Origin of the sequence: Raineyella sp., from assembly GCF_034933565.1 — a bacterium.
Taxonomy (GTDB): Bacteria; Actinomycetota; Actinomycetes; order Propionibacteriales; family Propionibacteriaceae; genus Raineyella.
Map to the genome: position 1 here is coordinate 17,118 of NZ_JAYFNG010000032.1, position 21,618 is coordinate 38,735.

Annotated in this window: 18 protein-coding genes and 1 tRNA gene; 12 read left to right on the plus strand and 7 right to left on the minus strand. The window is 71.2% G+C overall.

Going from position 1 to position 21,618, the window contains the following annotated elements; all coding sequences use genetic code 11:
- Positions 1-108 precede the first annotated feature (108 nt).
- The 4 genes from VB059_RS10000 to VB059_RS10015 all read right to left on the minus strand — a co-directional run bounded on the left by VB059_RS10000 (position 109) and on the right by VB059_RS10015 (position 4,188).
- A complete protein-coding gene (locus VB059_RS10000) occupies positions 109-906 on the minus strand; it encodes a DedA family protein (protein ID WP_323421880.1) in 798 nt (265 codons plus the stop codon).
- A gap of 62 nt (positions 907-968) precedes the next feature.
- Positions 969-1,712 carry a L,D-transpeptidase gene (locus tag VB059_RS10005; protein WP_323421881.1) on the minus strand — a complete coding sequence of 248 codons (744 nt, stop codon included), beginning with the start codon at positions 1,710-1,712 and terminating at the stop codon, positions 969-971.
- A 128-nt stretch (positions 1,713-1,840) separates the two neighbouring features.
- A complete protein-coding gene (locus tag VB059_RS10010; protein WP_323421882.1) occupies positions 1,841-2,515 on the minus strand; it encodes a pentapeptide repeat-containing protein in 675 nt (224 codons plus the stop codon).
- 131 nt (positions 2,516-2,646) lie between these two features.
- Positions 2,647-4,188: a PLP-dependent aminotransferase family protein gene (locus VB059_RS10015; RefSeq protein WP_323421883.1), complete on the minus strand. Its 1,542-nt coding sequence runs from the start codon at positions 4,186-4,188 to the stop codon at positions 2,647-2,649.
- A 260-nt stretch (positions 4,189-4,448) separates the two neighbouring features.
- Here VB059_RS10015 and pdxS point away from each other — a divergent pair, with 260 nt between their 5' ends.
- The 4 genes from pdxS to VB059_RS10035 all read left to right on the plus strand — a co-directional run bounded on the left by pdxS (position 4,449) and on the right by VB059_RS10035 (position 6,927).
- Positions 4,449-5,348 carry a pyridoxal 5'-phosphate synthase lyase subunit PdxS gene (gene pdxS, locus VB059_RS10020; RefSeq protein WP_323421884.1) on the plus strand — a complete coding sequence of 300 codons (900 nt, stop codon included), beginning with the start codon at positions 4,449-4,451 and terminating at the stop codon, positions 5,346-5,348.
- A complete protein-coding gene (pdxT, locus tag VB059_RS10025; protein ID WP_323421885.1) occupies positions 5,345-5,956 on the plus strand; it encodes a pyridoxal 5'-phosphate synthase glutaminase subunit PdxT in 612 nt (203 codons plus the stop codon). Before pdxS ends, pdxT begins: the two co-directional genes overlap by 4 nt.
- Before the next feature lie 13 nt (positions 5,957-5,969).
- The gene (locus tag VB059_RS10030; protein ID WP_323421886.1) at positions 5,970-6,797 is read left to right on the plus strand and encodes an NAD(P)-dependent oxidoreductase; all 828 of its coding nucleotides are present in this window, start codon (positions 5,970-5,972) and stop codon (positions 6,795-6,797) included.
- Between the two features lie 53 nt (positions 6,798-6,850).
- A tRNA-Met gene (locus VB059_RS10035) sits at positions 6,851-6,927 on the plus strand.
- 180 nt (positions 6,928-7,107) lie between these two features.
- On the opposite strand, the gene VB059_RS10040 is transcribed toward VB059_RS10035, so the two are convergent.
- Positions 7,108-7,317 carry a VOC family protein gene (locus VB059_RS10040; protein ID WP_323421887.1) on the minus strand — a complete coding sequence of 70 codons (210 nt, stop codon included), beginning with the start codon at positions 7,315-7,317 and terminating at the stop codon, positions 7,108-7,110.
- An 80-nt stretch (positions 7,318-7,397) separates the two neighbouring features.
- On the opposite strand from VB059_RS10040, the gene VB059_RS10045 reads away from it, so the two are divergent.
- Complete coding sequence (locus VB059_RS10045) at positions 7,398-8,399, plus strand: LacI family DNA-binding transcriptional regulator (RefSeq protein WP_323421888.1); 1,002 nt, start codon at positions 7,398-7,400, stop codon at positions 8,397-8,399.
- A 20-nt stretch (positions 8,400-8,419) separates the two neighbouring features.
- On the opposite strand, the gene VB059_RS10050 is transcribed toward VB059_RS10045, so the two are convergent.
- Positions 8,420-10,024: a xylulokinase gene (locus VB059_RS10050; protein WP_323421889.1), complete on the minus strand. Its 1,605-nt coding sequence runs from the start codon at positions 10,022-10,024 to the stop codon at positions 8,420-8,422.
- Between the two features lie 285 nt (positions 10,025-10,309).
- Between VB059_RS10050 and VB059_RS10055 the strand changes: the two genes are divergently transcribed.
- The 6 genes from VB059_RS10055 (at position 10,310) to VB059_RS10080 (ending at position 18,842) form a co-directional block, all read left to right on the plus strand.
- Positions 10,310-11,200, plus strand: coding sequence for a VOC family protein (locus VB059_RS10055; RefSeq protein WP_323421890.1), 891 nt, complete (start codon positions 10,310-10,312; stop codon positions 11,198-11,200).
- Between the two features lie 201 nt (positions 11,201-11,401).
- Positions 11,402-12,778: a Na+/H+ antiporter NhaA gene (gene nhaA, locus VB059_RS10060; protein WP_323421891.1), complete on the plus strand. Its 1,377-nt coding sequence runs from the start codon at positions 11,402-11,404 to the stop codon at positions 12,776-12,778.
- Between the two features lie 133 nt (positions 12,779-12,911).
- The gene (gene mgtA, locus VB059_RS10065; RefSeq protein ID WP_323421892.1) at positions 12,912-15,374 is read left to right on the plus strand and encodes a magnesium-translocating P-type ATPase; all 2,463 of its coding nucleotides are present in this window, start codon (positions 12,912-12,914) and stop codon (positions 15,372-15,374) included.
- Between the two features lie 231 nt (positions 15,375-15,605).
- A complete protein-coding gene (gene katG / locus VB059_RS10070; RefSeq protein WP_323421893.1) occupies positions 15,606-17,798 on the plus strand; it encodes a catalase/peroxidase HPI in 2,193 nt (730 codons plus the stop codon).
- Positions 17,799-17,870: 72 nt separating this feature from the next.
- Positions 17,871-18,185 carry a DNA alkylation repair protein gene (locus VB059_RS10075; RefSeq protein ID WP_323421894.1) on the plus strand — a complete coding sequence of 105 codons (315 nt, stop codon included), beginning with the start codon at positions 17,871-17,873 and terminating at the stop codon, positions 18,183-18,185.
- 9 nt (positions 18,186-18,194) lie between these two features.
- On the plus strand, positions 18,195-18,842 hold the full coding sequence (locus tag VB059_RS10080) for an HAD family hydrolase (RefSeq protein WP_323421895.1): 648 nt from the start codon (positions 18,195-18,197) through the stop codon (positions 18,840-18,842).
- Between the two features lie 624 nt (positions 18,843-19,466).
- On the opposite strand, the gene VB059_RS10085 is transcribed toward VB059_RS10080, so the two are convergent.
- Positions 19,467-20,375: an SDR family oxidoreductase gene (locus tag VB059_RS10085; protein ID WP_323421896.1), complete on the minus strand. Its 909-nt coding sequence runs from the start codon at positions 20,373-20,375 to the stop codon at positions 19,467-19,469.
- A 177-nt stretch (positions 20,376-20,552) separates the two neighbouring features.
- Here VB059_RS10085 and VB059_RS10090 point away from each other — a divergent pair, with 177 nt between their 5' ends.
- Positions 20,553-21,419 carry an RHS repeat-associated core domain-containing protein gene (locus VB059_RS10090; protein ID WP_323421897.1) on the plus strand — a complete coding sequence of 289 codons (867 nt, stop codon included), beginning with the start codon at positions 20,553-20,555 and terminating at the stop codon, positions 21,417-21,419.
- Positions 21,420-21,618: the final 199 nt, after the last annotated feature.

The following is a 21,618-nucleotide window of genomic DNA, read 5'->3' on the forward strand; positions in this document are numbered from 1 at the left end:
ACCGTTCGGCCCGTGATCACCTGGCCCCATGACCACCTGCCCTGGGATCACTTGGGGCCCTGGGATCACTTGGGGCCGTGACCGCTCGGCCCGGTGAGCGTCAGCGGGTCATCCGGCATCCGGCTCGGCGGTCGACCGGGTGCCCGATCCGGCATCCGGCCCGATGCCCGACCCGGCATCCGGCTCGGCGGTCGACCGGGTGCCCGATCCGGCAGCCGACCGGATGCTCGGGACCGAGGAGGGGCCGGTGGCACCACCCGAGGGCGTGACGTCGTCCGGCCCGGTACGCCGCCGGGCGCGGCGCACCAGCCAGACGGTGAGCGCGACAAGTCCGGCGGCGAGGACGAGGTAGACGACCGTGGAGAAGCGGTCCATCCAGTCCGAGACGGCGTGCCAGTTGTCACCCAGGGCGTAGCCGGCGAGGACCAGGACGGAGTTCCAGATCAGGCTGCCGAGCGCGGTGAAGGCGCCGAACGTCAGCAGCGGCATCCGGTCGATGCCGGCAGGGATGGAGATCAGCGAGCGTACGCCCGGGACCAGCCGGCCGATCAGGACGGCGACCGATCCGTGCCGGGTGAACCAGTCGACGGACGCGTCGACGTCGTGAGCGTCGACCAGCGGCATCCGCTCGGCGATCCGGCGCAGCCGGTCGGCCCCGATGGCAGCGCCGAGCCAGTAGAGCAGGCCCGCACCGGCCAGGGAACCGGCGGTGGCCCACAGGATGGCGGCGACGACACCGTACGGGGCGTCGGGGCCGGCCGCGGTGAAGCCGGCCAGCGGCAGGATCACCTCACTGGGGATCGGCGGGAAGACGTTCTCCAGCAGGATGGCCAGGAAGACTCCCGGCCCGCCGATGGCCTGCATCAGGGTGGTGACCCAGTCGACGATCGTGTTGATCCAACCCATGGGGTGATGACCTCCGTGTGCTCGGTCCGGTGCGCAGGGCCGGGCGGCCCGGGGGCGGTGCGTCAGTAGACCACGACGCGGGTCGAGCCGACCTGCACCTGGTCGAAGATGGCGGCCAGCGTCGCCTTGTCGCGGACGTTGACGCAGCCGTGGGAGTTACCGGCGTAGCCGCGCGCGGCGAAGTCACTGGAGAAGTGCACCGCCTGGCCGCCGGAGAAGAACATCGCGTACGGCATCTCGGAGCCATAGAGGTTGGAGGTCCACTGGACCTCCTTGCGGAAGACCAGGAAGTTGCCCTCGCGGGTGCGCCGCTCCGGGTCGCTCTCCTTGCCGAACCGCACATCGACCGAGTCGACGATCTGCCCGTCCTTCATCAACCAGAGCTTCCGGGCCGCCTTCGACACGCACATCACGGTGCCGTAGCCGCAGCGGGGATCGGTGTTCGCCGGGGCCGCCACGGGCTTGGCGCCGGCAGCCTTCCGGGCCGCCGCGGCCTTCTTGTCCGCCTCAGCTTTTCTCGCCGCCGCGGCGGCGTTGGCGGCGGTGTCCATGGTGGCCTCACCGGAGGGGGTCGGCTTCGGGGTGGCCCTGAAGGCGACGGTCGGCAGCGCCTTGGCGGACCGCTGCGCGGAGGCCGAGGGCGACGGGGTGGGGGTCGGGCTGGAGGCGACATCGGCCCGGACCATGGTCTGTTCGGTGGCAACGGGAGCGGGCACGGCCTGGGTGACCTTCGGTGCGCACCCGGCGACCGCCAGGATCGTCAGAATGACGCCCATCGCGAGACCGGCACTACGAACGTTCCTCATGCATCTCCCCCGCTCCGGACCGACCTTCCGCGCCTCAGCATAGCGGCCACCGCTTATAGCACCGAACCCTCGAGCCCGGCAAGGGCTGACAGCGACTCTTCAGCGACCCCACAGGTCAGGGGAGGAGCTCAGGCATCGACCCGGATCCCGAGTCGCTCCGCCAGCACGGGCGCCAGCACAAGGAGCTGTGCCGAGGAGACGGTGAGCCCGCGCAGATCCTCCCAGCCGGTCAGGTCGCCGAACTCGGCTCCGCGCAGGTCGACATCGCGCAGGGTGGCGCCGGACAGGTCGAGGCGCCCCAGCCGACTGCCGCTGAACGCCACCCGGGTGACCCGCGACCGGACCAGGTCGAGGTCCTCGATCGAACAGTCGACGAACTCGACGTCGGTCAGCTCGGTGCCCCGTACGTTGAGGAACCCGATCTTGCACCCGGTGAACCGTACGGAGCGGACTCTGCCGTCGGTGAGCTCCGCCGACCCGATCCGGCTGCCGCCCACCCGCACGTCGCGCCAGTCGGCCCGGTGCGCGGCCAGTGTGGTGACCTCGAGGCGCTCGGCGACGACCTCGACCACGGTGCTGCCGGTCAGCTCCCAGTCCCCGACCGTCAGCCCCTCGAACCGGCATCCGTCGACGTCGCGGCCGGTCAGGTCCAGCTCGTCGAGGACGATGTCGGCGTACGTACGCCCGACCACGTCGCCACCGCCCGTGGTCAGGTCGGCGGCCCGTCCGGCCACGAGGTCACGCGGCTCGACCGGGTCGATCATCGGGGCGGCGGTGCCGCGGGGGCGGCGTCGGCTGATCACGGGGCGAGCCTACTGGTGGGCACCGACACCGGCGCCGGTGACGCTCCGGCGCCGTTCCCGCCCCGGGCCCGCCGAGAGGCCCACCCCGGGCCGGCCGAGCAGCCGGGCCCAGCGACACGCTCCCCCGCCGTCTACACCAGCCCGCCCCCGGGCCCGCCGAGCAGTCCGACGAGCAGGTCGAGGGCCCGGTCGAGGTCACCGGCCTCGACACCGCCGTAGTCGATGATCAGACCGGTCCGGTGGGCGGTGCCGGCCCAGCCCTGCGCGAGGTCGCCGAGACGCACGCCCCGGGCCCGGCACCGGTCACGGACAGTCGTCGCGGCGGGCTCGGCCATCGGCAGGACGAGCAGCCGACCGCCGTCGATCGCACCGGGCAGCCCGCTCAGGTGCGCGGCGACGACGTCGCGGGTCACGGTGAGGCGGCGCCGGTTGCGATGGATCCGGCGGCGTAGTCCCCCATCGGCGAGGTAGGCGGCCACGGCCCGCTGGGTGACCGCCGCGACCGGGCTGCCGAGGTCGGCACGGGTGGCGACCACCGGATCGACCAGATCAGGAGGAAGCAGCAGGTAGCCGGTCCCGATGTCATGGGACAGCACCGAGGAGAACGTGCCGAGCTGCACGACAGGGGTCTCCCCGCCCAGGCCGAACAGGGTGGGCAGCGGCGGGCCGAGGTAGCGCGATTCACTGTCGTAGTCGTCCTCGAGGATCAGCGTGGCGGTCCGCAACGCCCAGGACAACACCCGGCCGCGGGCCGCCGCGTCCATCGACCGCCCGTCCGGATACTGGTAGTTCGGTGTGACGATGACCAGGTCGCAGCCGGCCGCGTCGTCAGGCAGCCGGTCCGCGGCGAAGGGCACGGTCGTCACCGGCTGACGGGCCAGGAAGCGCCGCAGACCGGGGAAGCCCGGGTCCTCGACCGCCACCCGGGTCCGGCGGTCCGGGTCCGGGAACAGTGCGGCGAGCAGCAGCCCGAGCCCCTCCCGGGCCCCGGCCGTCACCACGACCTGATCGGCGGACACCGCCATCCCCCGCATCAGCCGGAGATGTTCGGCGATGGCCAGGCGCAATGCGGCGACACCGGCCGGGTCCGGCCGCCCGGGCCGGTCGGTCGGCGAGCTGGCCCGGCGCCACGCCGACCGCCAGGCGGCGTCCCCCAGGGGCGAGGTCGCCTCGTGTCCCGGGACGAGGTCGAGCAGCTCACCGCTGCCGGGGGTCGGCGAGTCGGCCCCCGCCGAGGTGGTCGAGGCCGACGGGCGGACCGCCCGGAGCGGACCGCCCGCGGTAGCCGTACCGGACGTGCCGTCCGTAGCGCTCGGACCGCGCGTGGCGACCGCACCGCGGGTAGCAGCCGTACGGCCCGGACCACCTCCGGGCCCTCGTCGCGGGGTCGGGCGGCCCTCCTGGGGCGCCGCGACGCCCGGCGCGATCACCGTGCCGGCCCGGGGACGGGCGACCAGATAGCCCTCGGCGGCCAGTTGGTCGTACGCCGCCTCGACCGTGCCGCGGGACACCCCCAACCGGGTCGCCAGGGCCCGGGTGGACGGGACAGCGGTGCCGGGAGCCAGCACACCGGCCGCGACGGCGGATCGTACGGCGCCGGCCAGTTGCACCGGCAGGGAGGCGCCACCGTCGCGGTCCAGCACCACCGGGAAATCGGCCGCATCTCGCCTCATGCCGCCACCCTACCCACAACTGGCCCACTGAACTATCACAGAAGTGGCTCTGGCCTGGGCCAGTTGGGTCCACCACGATGGGTCGCGTGGTCGCCGCGCCGTCAGCGGTCGACGCCGTGACCGTCACCGTCCGACGTGACCACGTCCTGTCACGCCAGCCCGGCGTCGACGTCATCCGTCACCGGCGCAGGTCACCGGCGCCATGGGACACCGATGCCATCCCACCCGACCCACATCACCCGATACGAGGAACCAGACCTATGACCCAGAGCACCACCACCGCCGCCGACCGTGCGACGGTCAACACCGGACTCGCCCGCATGCTCAAGGGCGGCGTCATCATGGACGTCGTCACCCCCGAGCAGGCGAAGATCGCCGAGGAGGCGGGCGCGGTCGCCGTGATGGCCCTGGAGCGCGTCCCCGCTGACATCCGCGCCCAGGGTGGCGTGGCCCGGATGAGCGACCCCGACCTGATCGAGGGCATCATCGAGGCGGTCTCCATCCCGGTGATGGCGAAGGCCCGGATCGGCCACTTCGTCGAGGCGCAGGTGCTGCAAGCGCTGAAGGTCGACTACATCGACGAGTCCGAGGTGCTCTCCCCGGCCGATTTCGTCAACCACATCGACAAGACCCGGTTCGAGGTGCCGTTCGTCTGTGGCGCGACGAACCTGGGCGAGGCGCTGCGCCGGATCACCGAGGGCGCCTCGATGATCCGCTCCAAGGGCGAGGCGGGCACCGGTGACGTGTCCGAGGCGATGAAGCACCTGCGGACCATCAACGGCGAGATCCGTTCGCTGGCCGCCAAGTCCGACGACGAGCTGTACGTCGCGGCCAAGGAGTTGCAGGCGCCGTACGAGCTGGTCCGCCGGGTCGCGCACGAGGGCCACCTGCCGGTGGTGCTGTTCGTCGCCGGTGGCATCGCCACGCCGGCCGACGCGGCGATGATGATGCAGCTCGGCGCCGACGGCGTGTTCGTCGGCTCGGGCATCTTCAAGTCCGGCAACCCGGCCAAGCGTGCCGCGGCGATCGTCCGCGCCACCACCCACTTCGACGACCCCCGGGTCATCGCCGACGCCTCCCGCGGGCTGGGCGAGGCGATGGTCGGCATCAACGTCGCCGACGTCCCGGCGCCGCACCGTCTCGCGGAGCGTGGCTGGTGACGACGATCGGCGTCGTCGCACTGCAGGGGGCGGTGAGTGAGCACATCGCGATGCTCACCGCCCTCGGGGTGTCCGTCCGGGAGATCCGGACGCCGGACCGGCTCGACGGCGTCGATGCGGTGGTGCTGCCCGGTGGTGAGAGCACCGCGATGGCGCGCGCGGCGGCGAAGGTCGGGCTGTTCGACGAGCTGTCCGTACGCGCCGGTGCCGGGCTGCCCGTCTTCGGCACCTGCGCCGGCCTGATCCTGCTCGCCGAGCGGGTGCAGGACGGTGAGACGCTCGAGGGGTTCGCCACCGTGGGAGGGCTGGACATCACCGCACGGCGCAACGCGTTCGGTGGCCAGCTGGCCTCGTTCACCGAGGACCTGGCCGTGGCGGGCCTGGACGGGCCGGCGTTCCCGGCGGTGTTCATCCGGGCGCCCCAGGTGGTCGAGGTCGGGCCCGAGGTCGAGGTGCTGGCGCGGACCGGGGTGGACGGGCCGGTGGTGGCCGTACGTCAGGGGCACCTGCTGGCGACGTCGTTCCACCCGGAGCTGACCGCCGATCCGCGGCTGCACCGGTACTTCGTGCGGATGGTGGAGGGGTTGTCGGCCCGGCGGGCGGCCTGACAGGGTGACCGTCATGGAGGCGACACTGGCGGGGCGTACGCTCCTCATCTCGGGCGGCAGCCGCGGCATCGGGCTGGCGATCGCCCTCCGGGCGGCGCGGGACGGTGCGAACATCGCCCTGCTGGCCAAGACCGACCGGCCCCATCCGCGCCTGGCGGGCACGATCCACACCGCTGCGGCGGCGATCCGCGAGGCGGGCGGCCAGGCCCTCGCGATCGTCGGGGACGTCCGCGACGACGAGGCGATCGTGCACGCGGTGACGGCGACCGTCGCGGCGTTCGGCGGGCTCGACATCGTGGTGAACAACGCGAGCGCGATCGACCTGTCCGGCACCCTTGACCTCGAGCCCCGGCGATACGACCTGATGCAGGACATCAACGCCCGCGGCACCTTCCTACTCTCCCGCGCGGCGCTGCCCCGGTTGCTCGAGGCCGAGGACCCGCAGATCCTCACCCTCTCCCCGCCGCTCAACCTGGATCCCCGTTGGCTGGGCGCGTGCCCGGGCTACATGGTCGCGAAGTACGCCATGACCCTGACGACACTGGGGCTGGCCGCCGAGTTCGCGACGGCCGGCGTACGGGCCAACTGCCTGTGGCCCAGGACCACGATCCGCACCGCGGCGGTCGCCAACCTGCTCGGTGGTGACGAGGTGATGCGACGCAGCCGGACACCCGAGATCTACGCCGACGCCGCCCACCTGGTGCTCACCGACCCGGCGCGCCGCAGCGGCCGTACGCTCCTGGTCGAGGACGTCCTGGCCGAGGCGGGGATCACCGACCTGTCGCGCTACTCCCCCGGCGTCGACCCGGAGGATCTCCACCCGGACGCCTTCGTGGACTGACCGCCCATTTGGTTTCCCGGCCGGTCCGGGCTAGAGTTTCACTTCGTTGCCGACGCGGGGTGGAGCAGTTCGGTAGCTCGCTGGGCTCATAACCCAGAGGTCGCAGGTTCAAATCCTGCCCCCGCCACCAATGCGATGTCGCAGGACATCGGAATAGCCCGAACCTTCGTTTTGAGGGTTCGGGCTATTTGGTTTTCCCGATGGGTTGGTAGTCCCGGGATTCTTCCCGCACCAGGGGCCTTGCACTTTGTCAGCGAGAGACTGCGCAGAGCACACGGTCCCAGGTCGGGCAGATGTGGAAACCCGCCGGTCACGCCTTGTCGTGGATGGTCACTGCGTACCCGTCCGGGTCGACGAACGTGAAGGTGAGGCCGAAGGGTGCGGGCGCAGGCGCGCGCAGGATCGTTGTCCCGGCAGCCGCGAGCGAGTCATGCAGTTCCTGCGAGGAATCGCAGTGCAGCCACAACGCGACGCCGACGCCGGCCGGGACCGCATAATGTGACACATCACAGCCGGCCATGGAGCATCATCGGACGTCCCCGGACCGGCACGGTCGAGAGGGGATCGACGATGCCGGCTGAGGGTGGCAGGACACCGAGCATGCGCGACGTCGCCCGTCTCGCCGGGGTGTCGCACCAGACGGTGTCGCGGGTGATCAACGACAGCCCGCGGATCCGTCCCGAGACCCGCACCCGGGTGCAGGCGGCGATCGACGAGCTGGGCTACCGGCCCAGCGCGGTCGCCCGCGCGCTTGCGCACGGCCGCTCCCGCCGGATCGGGATGATCCTCGAGGCGTCCAGCCACTACGGCCCGACGAGCATCCTGCGGGGCGCCGAGGCCGCCGCCCGCAGGGCGGGATACTCATCCACCACCTACACCGTGACCCCCGGCCCGGTCGAGACGTTCGGGGAGGGGGTGGAGTTCCTCGTCGGCCAGGACGTCGAGGGCCTGGTGGTGATCGTGCCCCGCACCGGGACCCTCGAGGCGCTCGGCACGCTGGACCTGCCGGACTCCTGCGTGCTGCTCGGCGCGCTCCCCGGCCGGGCCGACGACCCGGCCCACAGCCTCGGGCTGCCGCGGGTCGGCGTCGACCAGGCCAAGGGCGCACGGCTCGCCGTCCGACACCTGCTCGACCGTGGACACACCGTGATCGGCCACCTCACCGGCCCCGAGGGCTGGCTCGACGCCTGCGCCCGGGAGGCGGGGTGGCGCTTCGTCCTGGACCGGGCGGGGCTGGCGGTGCCACCGGTCGCGCGCGGCGACTGGAGCGCCGAAGCCGGCTACACCGCTGCCGAGGAACTGCTGCGGATCCCCGGCCTGACCGCGGTCTTCGCCGGGAACGACCAGATGGCCCTCGGCCTGATCCACGCCCTGTCCGACCGCGGCCTGCGGATCCCCGAGGACATCAGTGTGGTGGGCTTCGACGACATCCCGGAGAGCTTGCACTTCCGCCCGCCGCTCACCACGGTCCACCAGGACTTCGAGACCCTCGGCGCGACAGGGATCGCCGTGCTCCTCGCCCTGCTCGGCGAGGAGGTGCCGGCGATGCCGCGTCGGATCGACCCGAGGCTGGTCGTCCGGCAGTCCACCCGGGCCCGCTAGGCTCCGCACCCCACGCGGGCTCAGAGCCGCTCGACCGCCATCCGTTCCACCTCGAGGCCCCGCTCGAAGCGCTGCATGAAGGCGGCGAACCCGGCGACGTCGGCCGGATCGGGATCCATCGCCGTCAGCGGGGCACCGGCGAAGACCCGGGTCCGCAGGTAGTCGGGCAGTGACCGGTCAGCGGCACGGTCGCGCAGGAAGGCGGCCAGCACGGCGATGCCCCAGGCGCCCCCCTCGCCGGCACTGGAGCCGACGGTCACCGGCGCATCGAGCGCAGCGGCCAGGATCCGCTGCCCCACACCCTCGGTCCGGAAGAAACCGCCATGGCCGTACATCGACGTGATCCGTACGCCCTCGGCGGTCAGCACGTCCATGCCGAGCCGCAGCGTGCCGAGCATGCCGAAGAGCTGGGCGCGCATGAAGTTGGCCAGGTTGAGCGTGCTGTCGGGGGTACGGACGACCATCGGACGCCCTTCGGCCAGCCCGACGTTGTGCTCGCCGGACAGGAAGTTGTACGCCAGCAGGCCGCCACCGTCGGCCTCCCCGGCCAGTGCCGCGCGGAACAGTGTGCCGAAGACCTGCGACGGGTCGGTCCTCACGCCGAGCGCGGTGGCGAACTCACCGAACACGCCGGCCCAGGCGTCGACCTCGCTGGCGCCGTTGTTGCAGTGGACCATGGCGACCGGGTCACCGGACGGGGTGGTGACCATGTCGAGCTCGGGGTGCATCCGGTCGAGCTCGTGGTCCAGCACGACCATGGCGAAGATGCTGGTCCCGGCACTCACGTTGCCGGTGAGCGGGGCCACCGAGCCGGTGGCCACCATGCCGGTGCCCGCGTCGCCCTCCGGCGGGCACAGCGGGACCCCCGGCTGCAGCGCGCCGCTCGGATCGAGCAACCCGGCGCCCTCGGGCGTCAGCGTCCCGGCGTCCTCGCCGGCCGACAGCACGGTCGGCAGCAGGTCGCCGATCCGCCACGACATCCCCTCGGCGGTGGCCACCTCGTCGAACCGGTCGAGCATCCCGGCGACGTACGTCCCGGTGGTCGAGTCGATCGGGAACATGCCGCTGGCGTCGCCGACGCCGAGCACCCGCTGCCCGGTCAGGCGCCAGTGGACGTAGCCGGCCAGGGTGGTGATCTGGGCGACCCGGGAGACGTGTTCCTCACCGTCGAGCATGGCCTGGCGCAGGTGGGCGATGCTCCAGCGCTGCGGAATGTGGAAGTCGAAGAGCTGGGTCAGCTCGTCGGCGGCCCGGCTGGTGGAGGTGTTGCGCCAGGTGCGGAACGGCACCAGCAGCTCGCCGTCGGCGTCGAACGCGAGGTAGCCGTGCATCATGGCGGAGACACCCAGCGCGCCCAGACCGGTCAACTCGACGTCGTAGCGGCGACGTACGTCGGCGGCCAGGTCGCGGTAGCAGGCCTGCACGCCCTCCCAGACCGCCTCCAGAGCGTACGTCCACCGACGGTCGACGAACTGGTTCTCCCAGGCGTGGCTCCCGACCGCGATCGGCTGGTGGTCAGGGCCGATCAGCACCGCCTTGATCCGGGTGGAGCCGAGCTCCATGCCCAGCACCGCGGTCCCTGCCTCGATGGCCTGCCGGGCGCGCTCCGTGATGGGGTCGATCATCGTTGATCCTCCTGGTCGTTCCTGGTGCCGACGGATCGTCATCCGCCGATACCCCGAGCATGTCATGTCGGCACACCCGTTCTGCACAGGGGTGCATCGGACCGCGTTCCGGAGGGCCCCGACGGCACCGCTCCGCCACCGGAAGTCCGGAGGTCACCTCCACAGCTGGCCCGCGCGGATCGGTGTTGCCCAGGTCACAATCCACAGGAAGTCACCCTGCCGCGGGACGGCCGAGCCGCGTACTGTCGGGAGGAGACCTGACCGCCCGAGCCCCGAGGAGTGGCCGTGCAGAAGATCGTCCCCAACCTGTGGTTCAACCGCACTGCTGAGGAAGCCGTCGAGTTCTACGTCTCCGTCTTCCCCGATGCGAAGATCAACTCCGTCGTCCGCTACCCCACCGAGGGGCTGCCCGACTTCCAGCGGGACTTCGCCGGCGAGGTCCTGACCCTCGATTTCCAGCTCGCCGGAGCGCCGTTCACCGCGATCAACGCCGGGGCGGAGTTCGCCTTCACCCCGGCGAACTCGTTCTTCGCCGGATTCGTCGCCGGCCCGGACCCCCGGGCCCGCGAGAAGCTGGACACGCTGTGGGAGGCTCTGGCGACCGACGGCGAGGTCCTGATGCCGATCGGTGAGTACCCGTTCAGCCCGCGCTACGGCTGGGTCAAGGACCGCTACGGGCTCAGCTGGCAGCTGCTGCTCGGCAACCCCGAGGGCGACCGGCGTCCCGACATCGTCCCCTGCCTGCTGTTCGGCAACACCGCGCAGAACCGAGCCGGCGAGGCCCTCGACTACTACCTGTCGGTGTTCCCCGACTCCAGGCCCGGGCAGCGGGTCCCCTACCCCGAGCCGACCGGTCCGGCGGTGGCGGGTGCGGTGATGTACGGCGACGTCGAGCTGGGCGGGACCTGGATCGCCGCGATGGACTCCGGTGCGCCCCAGGAGTTCACGTTCAACGAGGCCGTGTCGTACACGGTGACCTGCGCCGACCAGGCCGAGATCGACCGGTACTGGGCGCAGCTGTCGAAGGTGCCGGAGGCCGAGCAGTGCGGCTGGTGCAAGGACCAGTTCGGCGTCAGCTGGCAGATCGTCCCGGCCGACATGGCGACGCTGATGGCCCGCCCGGACGCCTACCAGCACATGATGGGGATGAAGAAGCTGATCATCGACGACTTCTGAGGCGGCCGTCCCACGGTGAGCGGGCTGCCTGCTGCGGTTTGAGCAGCCTCCTGCCGTGGTGCGGCGGACCGTTCCCGGCTGCGCTGCGGCCCCCTGCCGCGGTGCGGTGAGCTGCCTGGCTCCCGGACTGCGGTAAAATGTTCGACGGTGCGTCGGGAAGTCTGGTCGACAATCAGTCGGCCGACCCCTTGGAGGACGTACGTGAACCGCCCCGCACCCCGGACCCCTCACCGCTGGATGGGCCTGTTCCCCGCCCGTGGCAGTGCCACCGAAGTGCGGCGGATCGTCGCCCTGCTACGCAAGGAGACCGTGGGCGGCGGGCTGCTGGTCGGGATGGCGGCGCTGGCCCTGGTCTGGGCGAACTCCCCGGCCGCCGACAGCTATTTCGCGCTGCGTGACCTGACCGTCGGCTACGCGCCCTGGCACCTCGACCTGAGCGTGGGCTCGTGGGCGGCCGACGGCCTGCTGACGGTGTTCTTCTTCCTCGTCGGGCTGGAGCTCAAACGCGAGTTCGTCGCCGGCGATCTGCGCCGCTTCAGCACCGCCGTCACCCCGATCGTCGCCGCGGCGGGCGGGGTGGCCGTGCCGGCGCTGATCTACCTCGCCATCGCCGGCGCGGACCCGTCGCTGCACCACGGCTGGGCGATCCCGACCGCCACCGACATCGCCTTCGCCGTCGCGGTGCTCGCGCTGATCGGTTCGCATCTGCCGAACTCACTGCGGATCTTCCTGCTCACCCTGGCCGTGGTCGACGACCTGATCGCGATCGGCATCATCGCCGTCGTCTACAGCGACGAGATCCACCCGGTGCCGCTGCTGCTCTCGCTGGTGACGATCGCCGTCTACGGCACGTACGCCCAGCTGCGTCGGCGCTTCCTCGGCGACAGCCCCGCCGCGGTGTGGCTCGTCCTGCTCCCGCTCGGCACGGTCGCCTGGGGCTTCATGCACGCCTCCGGGATCCACTCGACGATCGCCGGGGTGCTGCTCGGCTTCACCATCCCGGTGCTGCACCACCGCCGCGACCGCGACACCCTCACCGGACAGCCGGGGCTCTCCGAGGTGATCGAGCACCAGGTCCGGCCGCTGTCGACCGGCGTGGCCGTGCCGCTGTTCGCCTTCTTCTCCGCCGGGGTCGCGCTCGGCGGCACGGACGGTCTGGTGTCGGCGGCGACGGACCGGGTGACGATCGCGATCGTCGCCGCACTGGTGCTGGGCAAGCCGATCGGGATCCTCACCACCACCTGGTTGATGACCCGGGTGATGCGGGTCCGTCTCGACCCGACCCTGCGCTGGGTCGACCTGATCGGTGTCGGGCAGCTGGCCGGGATCGGCTTCACCGTCTCCCTGCTCGTCGCCGAGCTGTCCTTCGCCCCGGGCCTGCCGGCCCATGACCACGCCAAGGTGGCCATCCTCACCGGCTCTGTCGTCTCCGCGCTCCTCGCCTCGGTCCTGCTCGGCGCCCGCAACCGGCACTACCGGCGGCTCGACGACTCGGCGGTGGAGGTCGAGACCGCCGATGAGGAAGCCACCGAGGACGTCACCGGGAAGGTCACCGGCGGCGCCAACGGGACGTTCTGACCGAGTGAGCGGGACACACGGACCAGGTGGGCCCCGGATGCGTGGATCGAGTGGGCCGCGGATGCGTGGATCGAGTGGGCCCCGGATGCGTGGCCCTGAGGTGCGCCGGGTCCGCGCTCGTTAAGCTGGACGCGTGTCTCCGGAGACGCTGGGCCTGACGACGTCCGAGGCCGCAGCGCGGCTGCGGCAATACGGTCCGAACGCTGTCCGCACCTCGCGGACGCGGGTCTGGCGGGTGCTGCTGCGGCAGGTGCGCTCACCCCTGCTGGTGCTCCTCGCGGTGACCGCCGCCGCGTCGTACGTGGTCGGGGAACGCAACGACGCGATCATCATCGGCGTCATCCTGACGGCTTCGGTCGGCCTCGGGTTCGTCAACGAGTTCCGGGCCGGTCGGGCGGCGGATGCCCTCCGGGCCCGGCTCGAGCACGACTGCACCGCGTGGCGTGACGGGGCTCCGGTCCGGCTGCCGGTGACCCGGCTCGTGCCCGGCGATGTCGTGGAGATCCGGCTGGGCGACATCGTGCCGGCCGACCTGGAGCTGATCGCGGCCGACGGCCTGGAGTGTGACGAGTCGACGCTGACCGGTGAGTCGGTCCCGGTCACGAAGACAACGGACGACCCACTGGCCCGTACGGTCCGGATGGGCACCGTCGTGCACGCCGGCAGCGGGACGGCGACGGTCCGGGCGACCGGTGGGACGACCGACTTCGGCCGGATCGCCGCGGGGCTGACCGACACCGAGCCACCCACCGCCTTCCAACGCGGGCTGACCGGCTTCTCCATGCTGCTGGTGCGGGTGGCGGTGGTGCTGATCGGCGCCATCCTGGTGATCAACCTGCTGCTGCAGCGCCCACTGATCGACGCCGCCCTGTTCTCGTTGGCCATCGGGGTGGGGATCTCCCCCCAGCTGCTGCCTGCCGTGGTGTCGACCAGCATGACCCACGGTGCCCACCAGCTGGCCCGCCGCAAGGTCCTGGTGAAGCGGCTGGTCAGCATCGAGGACCTGGGTGACATCCAGACCCTGTTCACCGACAAGACCGGGACCCTCACCGAGGGCGCTGTCGCTTTCGAACGGGCCGTCGACGCCCCCACCGTGCCGGCCGGGACCGCGACACGACTCGGGGCGATCTGCACCGAGGTGGTGCGCCTGACCAACGGCGAGGTGACCGGCAACGCCCTCGACATCGCCCTCGTGCACGCCGTCGGCCTGCCCACCACCGAGGTGGTCGCGCGCCGCGCCTTCGACCACGTGCACCGCTCGGCTGCGGTCGTCGTACGAGGCGCCGACGGCGGCTGGCTGCGCCTCGAGAAGGGCGCACCGGAGGCCCTGCTGGCCGCCGCCGGGCTGACCTCCGGCCCGATGGTCGAGGCGGCGAGGCAGGAGCTCACCGAAGGGAACCGGGTGGTCGCCGTCAGCCGGGTCGGTGTCGACGGGCCGACGCCCACCAGTACTCCGACCGGCACCCCCGAGGTGGTCGGCCTGCTGGTGTTCCGCGACCCGCCGAAGCAGTCCGCCGCAGAGTCCCTCGGACGGCTGCGGGATCTCGGCATCTCGGTGCACATCCTCACCGGTGACGCCGCCGAGGTGGCCGAGCACGTCAGTCATCAGCTGGACATGCGCCCGGGCGGCACCCTCACCGGGCGCGAGATCGACGAGTTGACCGACAGTGCCCTCGCCGCGGCGATCCCCGGCACCCGCGTCTTCGCCCGGGTGTCGCCGGAGCAGAAGGCGCGGATCGTCCGGGTCCACCGGAAGGCGGGGTTCGATGTCGCCTTCCTCGGCGACGGGGTGAACGACGCCCTGGCGATCCACGACGCCGATGTCGGGATCTCGGTCGACTCGGCCACGGACGTCGCCAAACAGGCCGCGGACGTGATCCTGTTGGAGAAGGACCTGGACGTTCTCGCCGACGGTGTGATCGAGGGCCGGCGGATCTTCGCCAACACGACGAAGTACATCCTGATGGGCACCTCGAGCAACTTCGGCAACATGCTCAGCGCGGCCGCGGCGTCCGCGTTCCTCACCTTCCTGCCGATGCTGCCGTCGCAGATCCTGCTCAACAACCTGCTCTACGACGCCAGCCAGCTCGCGATCCCCACCGACCGGGTGGACCACGAGCAGCTCGCCCGTCCGGTCGAGTGGGACATCGGGCACATCCGGCGCTACATGCTGATGATCGGGCCGTTGAGCTCGCTGTTCGACTTCATGACCTTCGCCCTGATGCTGCAGGTCTTCCACGCCGGCCCGGAGCTGTTCCGCACCGGGTGGTTCATCGAGTCACTGGCCACCCAGACCCTGATCGTCTTCGTGATCCGGACCACCCGGGTGCCCTTCTGGCGCAGCCGCCCCAGTGCCCCGCTGCTCGCGACCGTCAGCGCCGTGGTCGTCGTGGGCGTCCTGCTGCCGTTGTCACCGCTGGCCGCCGTCTTCGGCTTCACCCCACTGGGGCTGCCGTACTTCGCCACCCTGGTGTTCCTCGTCATCGTGTACTCGCTGATCGTCGACCGGGCCAAGCGGTGGGCCACCACGCCGGTCGGGCCACCCCCGGGAGTCAAACGCCGCTCATGGCCCCGCGGGCGGGGCGCCCACCGATGAGCGCCGGGTGGTTGATGAGCCGGGTGGTTGATGAGCCGAAGCGGTGGGACGCCTCAGAGCGGTGTGACGACGGACCGTTCGGCGGGGATCCCACGCCCGCGCCCCTCGCCTTTACAGGGCCCGGATGTGCGCGGACGATGGGAGCATGACCGTGTTGTCCGGGCCGAGCGGCGGCGAGGGCAGGACCAGCTGACTGCCCTTGAGCGCCCTTCGCACGAAAGGTTGATCACGATGTCCGATCCCGACCAGACCCCACGCCTGCCCTATCCGACCGAGGCGTCGGCCAACCCGTCCTGGTGGCCGCACCGCCTCAACCTCAAGGTGCTGGCGAAGAACCCGCAGGAGGCCGACCCGATGGGGCCGGGCTTCGACTACAAGCAGGCCTTCCTGGCGCTCGACCTCGCCGCGGTGAAGCGGGACATCGCGACGGTGCTGACCACCTCGCAGCCGTGGTGGCCGGCCGACTTCGGCCACTACGGCCCGCTGATCATCCGGATGGCCTGGCACAGCACCGGCACGTACCGCGTCTTCGACGGCCGCGGTGGCGGCGGCACCGGCCAACAACGCTTCGCACCGCTGAACAGCTGGCCCGACAACACCAGTCTCGACAAGGCCCGCCGGCTGCTCTGGCCGGTGAAGAAGACGTACGGCCCCGCCCTGTCCTGGGGTGATCTGATGGTCCTGGCCGGCAACGTCGCGCTGGAGATCATGGGCCTGCAGACGTTCGGCTTCGGCGGGGGTCGCCCCGACGTGTGGGAGCCCGATGACGACGTCTACTGGGGTGCCGAGCCGACCTGGCTGGCCGACGATCAGCGGTTCAGCGGCGACCGCGAGCTGGACAAGCCGCTGGCCGCCACCCACATGGGCCTGATCTACGTCAATCCCGAGGGCCCCGAGGGGGTGCCCGATCCGGTCGCCGCCGGCCGCGACATCCGTACGACGTTCTCCCGGATGGGGATGACCGACGAGGAGACGGTCGCACTGATCGCCGGTGGTCACACCTTCGGCAAGACCCATGGCGCCGCACCGGACGCCGAGCACCTCGGCCCCGCTCCCGAGGCGGCCCCGCTGGAGCAGCAGGGTCTGGGCTGGAAGAGCTCGTACGGCACCGGCGTCGGCGACGACACGATCACCAGCGGCATCGAGGCGACCTGGACCTATCACCCGACCCGCTGGGACGACGAGTTCCTGCACATCCTGTTCGCCTACGACTGGGAGGTCGTCAAGGGACCGGGCGGCCACTACCACTGGCGGCCGAAGCAGGGCGGGGAGGACATGGTGCCGCTGGCCCACTCCGAGGGCCGTCGCGAGCCGCGGATGCTCACCACCGACGTCGCGCTGCGGATGGACCCGGGCTTCGAGCCGATCGCCCGACGGTTCCGCGGTGACCAGGCGGCGTTCACCGCGGCGTTCGCCCGGGCCTGGTTCAAGCTGACCCACCGCGACATGGGGCCGAAGTCCCGCTACCTCGGCGCGGAGGTGCCGGCCGAGGACCTGATCTGGCAGGACCCGCTGCCGGCCCGCGAACACGCGCTGATCGACGCCGCCGACGTCGAGGCTCTGGGGCAGGCGGTGCTGGCATCCGGGCTGAGTGTGGCCGACCTGGTGTCGACGGCGTGGGCCTCGGCCGCCTCGTTCCGCGGCAGTGACAAGCGGGGCGGCGCGAACGGCGCCCGGATCCGGCTGGAGCCGATGCGGTCGTGGGAGGTCAACCGTCCCGGCGAGCTCGGCCGCGTCCTCGAGGCGCTCACCGCGATCCAGCAGGACTTCAACGCCCGGCAGGCCGAGCAGCACACCGACAAGCAGGTGTCGCTGGCCGACCTGATCGTGCTCGCCGGCGATGTCGCCGTCCGTAGGGCGGCCGCCGACGCCGGGGTCGAGGTCACCGTGCCGTTCACCCCGGGTCGTACGGACGCGGTGCAGGAGCAGACCGATGTCGAGTCGGTCGGCTACCTGGAGCCGAGCCATGACGGCTTCCGCAACTACGTCAAGGCGGGCGTGCACCGGATGCCGGCCGAGCATCTGCTGGTCGACCGGGCCAACCTGCTCACCCTGACCGCGCCCGAGATGACCGTGCTGGTCGGCGGCCTGCGGGTGCTCGGGGCGAACTGGGACGGGTCGGCGTACGGCATGTTCACCCGGCGGCCCGGCACACTGACGAACGACTTCTTCGTCAACCTGCTGGACATGAACACCTCCTGGCAGCCCGCCGACGAGGACTCCCGGACCTTCCGGGCCACCGACACCACCACCGGGGAGGCCAGCTGGGTCGGCACCCGGGTCGACCTGGTCTTCGGGGCCAACTCCGAGCTGCGCGCCATCGCCGAGGTGTACGCCAGTGACGACGCCCAGGAGAAGTTCGTCCGCGACTTCGTCGCCGCCTGGGTGAAGGTCTCCGAGCTGGACCGCTTCGACCTGCGGTAGTCATCCGCATCCGTCCGGCATCCGGGGACAATGTGCTCGTGACTGATCCCCGGGGGCTGGCCGATGAGATCGATGCGGAGCTGCGCGCCCGGGCGAGGCCTGAGCGCGCAGCGGGCGAGAAGGCCTCTGCTGGTCGCGTTGCGCCGCGGTGCGGGCGATTTCGAGCGCTTCGCCCGCTACGCCGACGCGATGCTGGATGAGCAGGAGTTCTTCATCCGCAAGGCGATCGGCTGGGTGCTCCGCGACACCGGGCGCAAACGGCCCGACCTGGTGTTCGACTGGCTGCTGCCGCGCGCCGCCCGGGCCTCCGGCGTGACCGTACGCGAGGCGGTGAAACCCCTCACCGACGCCCAGCGCGCGGCCATCCTGGCGGCCCGGGGCGCCTAGGCTGGGGTCATGCTCTTCCCGGTCGAGGCCATCCTGTTCGACATCGACGGAACACTGGTCGATTCCACGGCGGCGGTGACCCGCACCTGGCGGACCTGGGCCGGTGCGCATGGCTTCGAGGCGGAGGAGATCCTGCGTGTCTGTCATGGCCGGCGCTCCGAGGACACCGTCGCCGATCTCCTGCCCGCGGCACAGCGTGCGGCCGCGGTGACCGAGCTGGAGCAGCTGGAGCTCAGTGACCTGGGCGACGTGGTCGCGCTGCCCGCCACCCGGTCCCTGTTGACGGGCCTGCCGACCGATCGCTGGGCGGCGGTGACGTCCGGTTCGCGGCGTCTGATGCTGGCCCGTCTGGCGGCCGCCGGGCTGCCGGCACCCGAGGTGCTCGTCTCGGCCGAGGACGTGGCCCGGGGCAAACCCGATCCCGAGGGCTATCGCCTCGCCGCCCGAGCCCTCGGCCATGACGTCCGCGACTGCCTGGTCATCGAGGACGCCCCGGCCGGGATCCGCGCCGGTCGCGCGGCGGGTGCCCACGTGCTCGCGGTGGCGACCTCCCACCCGGCAACCCAGCTCTCCGAGGCCGACGCGGTGGTCACGGACCTGACCTCCTGCCGGGTCGAGCAGACCGCCGTGGGGCTCACCGTCACGACGCTCGCTTGAGCCACACCGGACGCGCTGACCGGGTCGGCACCGCTTGAGGCACACCGGAGGCGCCGACGGGGTCACGACGACCGCCTGAGGGACCACCGAGCGGACATGACCGCAGCCGGTGCAGCAGTCCGGGTCTTGCCAGGGGCACGACGACCGAATGAGGAGACCGCGCGGGCCGCCAGGGTCACGCGGACGCCGTCCGGTCCTCGTCGAGGACGGTGGTGAGCCTGCACAGTGTGTCGAGCGCGTGCCGCAGATCCGCCAGGTCCACCCGGGAAGCGACCCGATCGGCCCAGGGGTGGTGTGCGACGGAGATCTGCCGGATCGCCCAGTAGCCGGCCTCGGTACAGGCGAGCAGACGGGCGCGGCGCTGGTGTGACGCCGATCGTCGAGCAGCCCGGCCCGGGCGAGCCCGGCGGTGGCCCCACAGATGGCGGCCACGGGCACATCGGCCTCGAGGAAGGCCTCCGCGGTCTCCGCCCAGACCTGCCCGCCCGTCGCCGCGGTCCCACATGACCGCGCCGGCGACCACCAACAGATCGGCACGTGCGGGGTACAGGTCGGCCAGGGTCAGGTCGGGGACCATCCGTACGCCGCCCATGGTGGTGATCGGCTCGGCGCTCTCGGCGACAGTCAGACCCGGACCTGATGGCCGAGACCGACCAGGAACCGGGCGATCGCATCCTCCGGCGTCGGCACCGGGCCGAACACCTGGCCCTGCCGGGTCGGATCGGCGACGTAGCGGCCGGTGTCGAACCACTCGGCCATTGCCCGCATGTCCGCAGACATCGTCCGGGCCTGCCGTTCCTCCCCTGTCGTCCCCGCGCCGACCGGGAAGTCCGCAGCCCCCACCGCGATCGGTCGGTCGAGCAGCCGCGAGGCGATCGCGGCGATCTCCGTGACGGACACCGGGCGCGTCCAGCCGACGTCGATCCGCTCCCCGTCGACACCCGGAGCATCCACCGCCTCGGCCAGATACCGGGCCAGATCTGCGGTGAGGACAAAGGTCATCACCGAGCCGGGTGCCCCGGTGGGGACCAGCCGCCCAGTGGTGAACGGGTCACTCCCGTAGCGCGTGAAGTTGTCCAGGAATGCCCCGGGGCGCAGCGCCACGAAGGGCACCCCCATCGCCGCCAGGTGGTCCTCGGCCAGCTTCTTGTGCCAGAAGTGCGGCACCTGGGGAGTCTGGTCGCAGGTGAGGATGCTGGTGAGCACGAACCTGCGCACGCCGGCGCGGGCGGCGGCCGTCCCGAGATTCGCCTGGCCGACGGTGTCGATCTCGTCCGCCTCCGGGAGCCCGCGGGTGTACCCCGCCGCGGTCGTCACCACCGCGTCCACGCCGGTCATCGCGGCCTCCAGCGACGCCGGGTCGAGCATGTCGCCCCGGACGACTTCAACGCCGGAGGACTCAAGATGCCCGGCATCGGTCGCGGGCCGTACGAGCGCCCGCACAGGCTTGTCCCGCGCCAGCAGTTCGCCAACCATCTGGCCACCGACGTAGCCGGTGGCGCCGACGACGAGGACTGTCTGATTCCCACTCATGATGGGCCTCCCTCACGTGGTGCAGGCGAGGGGTCACGTACGACCCGCGCCCGTCACCACCAGTGTGCGTCTGGAACAGCGAGAGACGACGGCGCTGCCAGTGCCGCATACCGACCCCCTGCCGAGCATCGTGTCAAGCAGCCAAGAGCACCCAGTTAGGGATGGTTGCGAAACTCCGTGCATTCTCAGCCGGCGACCGGCATGACGGCGCGGAGATGGAGCAACCCATGTCACCCAAGGACGTCACGCTTCTACGGATCACCCTGCACGGACTGCGGAATTTTCGACCACCTGCCCGGTGACGTCCTGGCCACGATCACCACCGGCGCGACCGGAGCCGACGCCGCCACCTACAGCCTGCCCAACATCCACGGCGACATCTTCGCCACCACCAACGCTCTCGGGGCCCTGATCAGCGCGTTCATGACCGGCCCCTTCGGCGAGGTCCTCCCCACCCCGATCAGCCAACCAGCCGGCGCCCTCAACCCGATCCCCACCCCCGACAACACGGCCGACGGCACCACCTACGGCTACGTCGGCCAACACGAGAAGCTGACCGACACCGACACCAGCCCCATCGCCGGAGGCATCACCCAGATGGGCGCCCACCTCTACATCGCCGCACTCGGACGATTCCTCTCCATCGACCCCCAAGAAGGCGGAACCGACAACAACTACGCGTATGCGAATGATCCGGTCAACCAACACGACCTTACCGGAGAATTCGGTTGGGGAGATGTTGGGAGCTTCCTGATGGTGCATCGGTCCGCCATTACGACGATCGTCAACGTGGCAGCCACTGGTGTCTGTATCATCGGCGGGCTTGGCGCTTGTGCGATCGCCACCGTCGCCGCATGGGGAGTCCGTACGGCCTACACTGTGGCCGCAGCGCGTCAACAGGGGAGGGGCCTTGGGACAGGCCATACGCCGCAGCGGACGCGCTATCGCCGCCGACAGCATCTGGACCGCCGCCTCCTTCGGTCTGGGTGCGGTGGCAAGAGTCGGTCAGGCCGGACGTTCCGGGTTCAAGTGGATCGGCTATAAAGAGCGGACCACTACCGCCGAATACCGAGCTTTTGTAGGGGACAAATCACGGACCGGAAGAATGAACTTGGTCACCCTCCGGAAACGGCCAATACACTGCATTCGATATCGCGGCTGGCGTCGAGTGGCCGTGTATAGCGGGATGATGAATTCTGGATCTGGGGCTTGGGTGGCTGGAAACTGGATCAACAATCGCGGT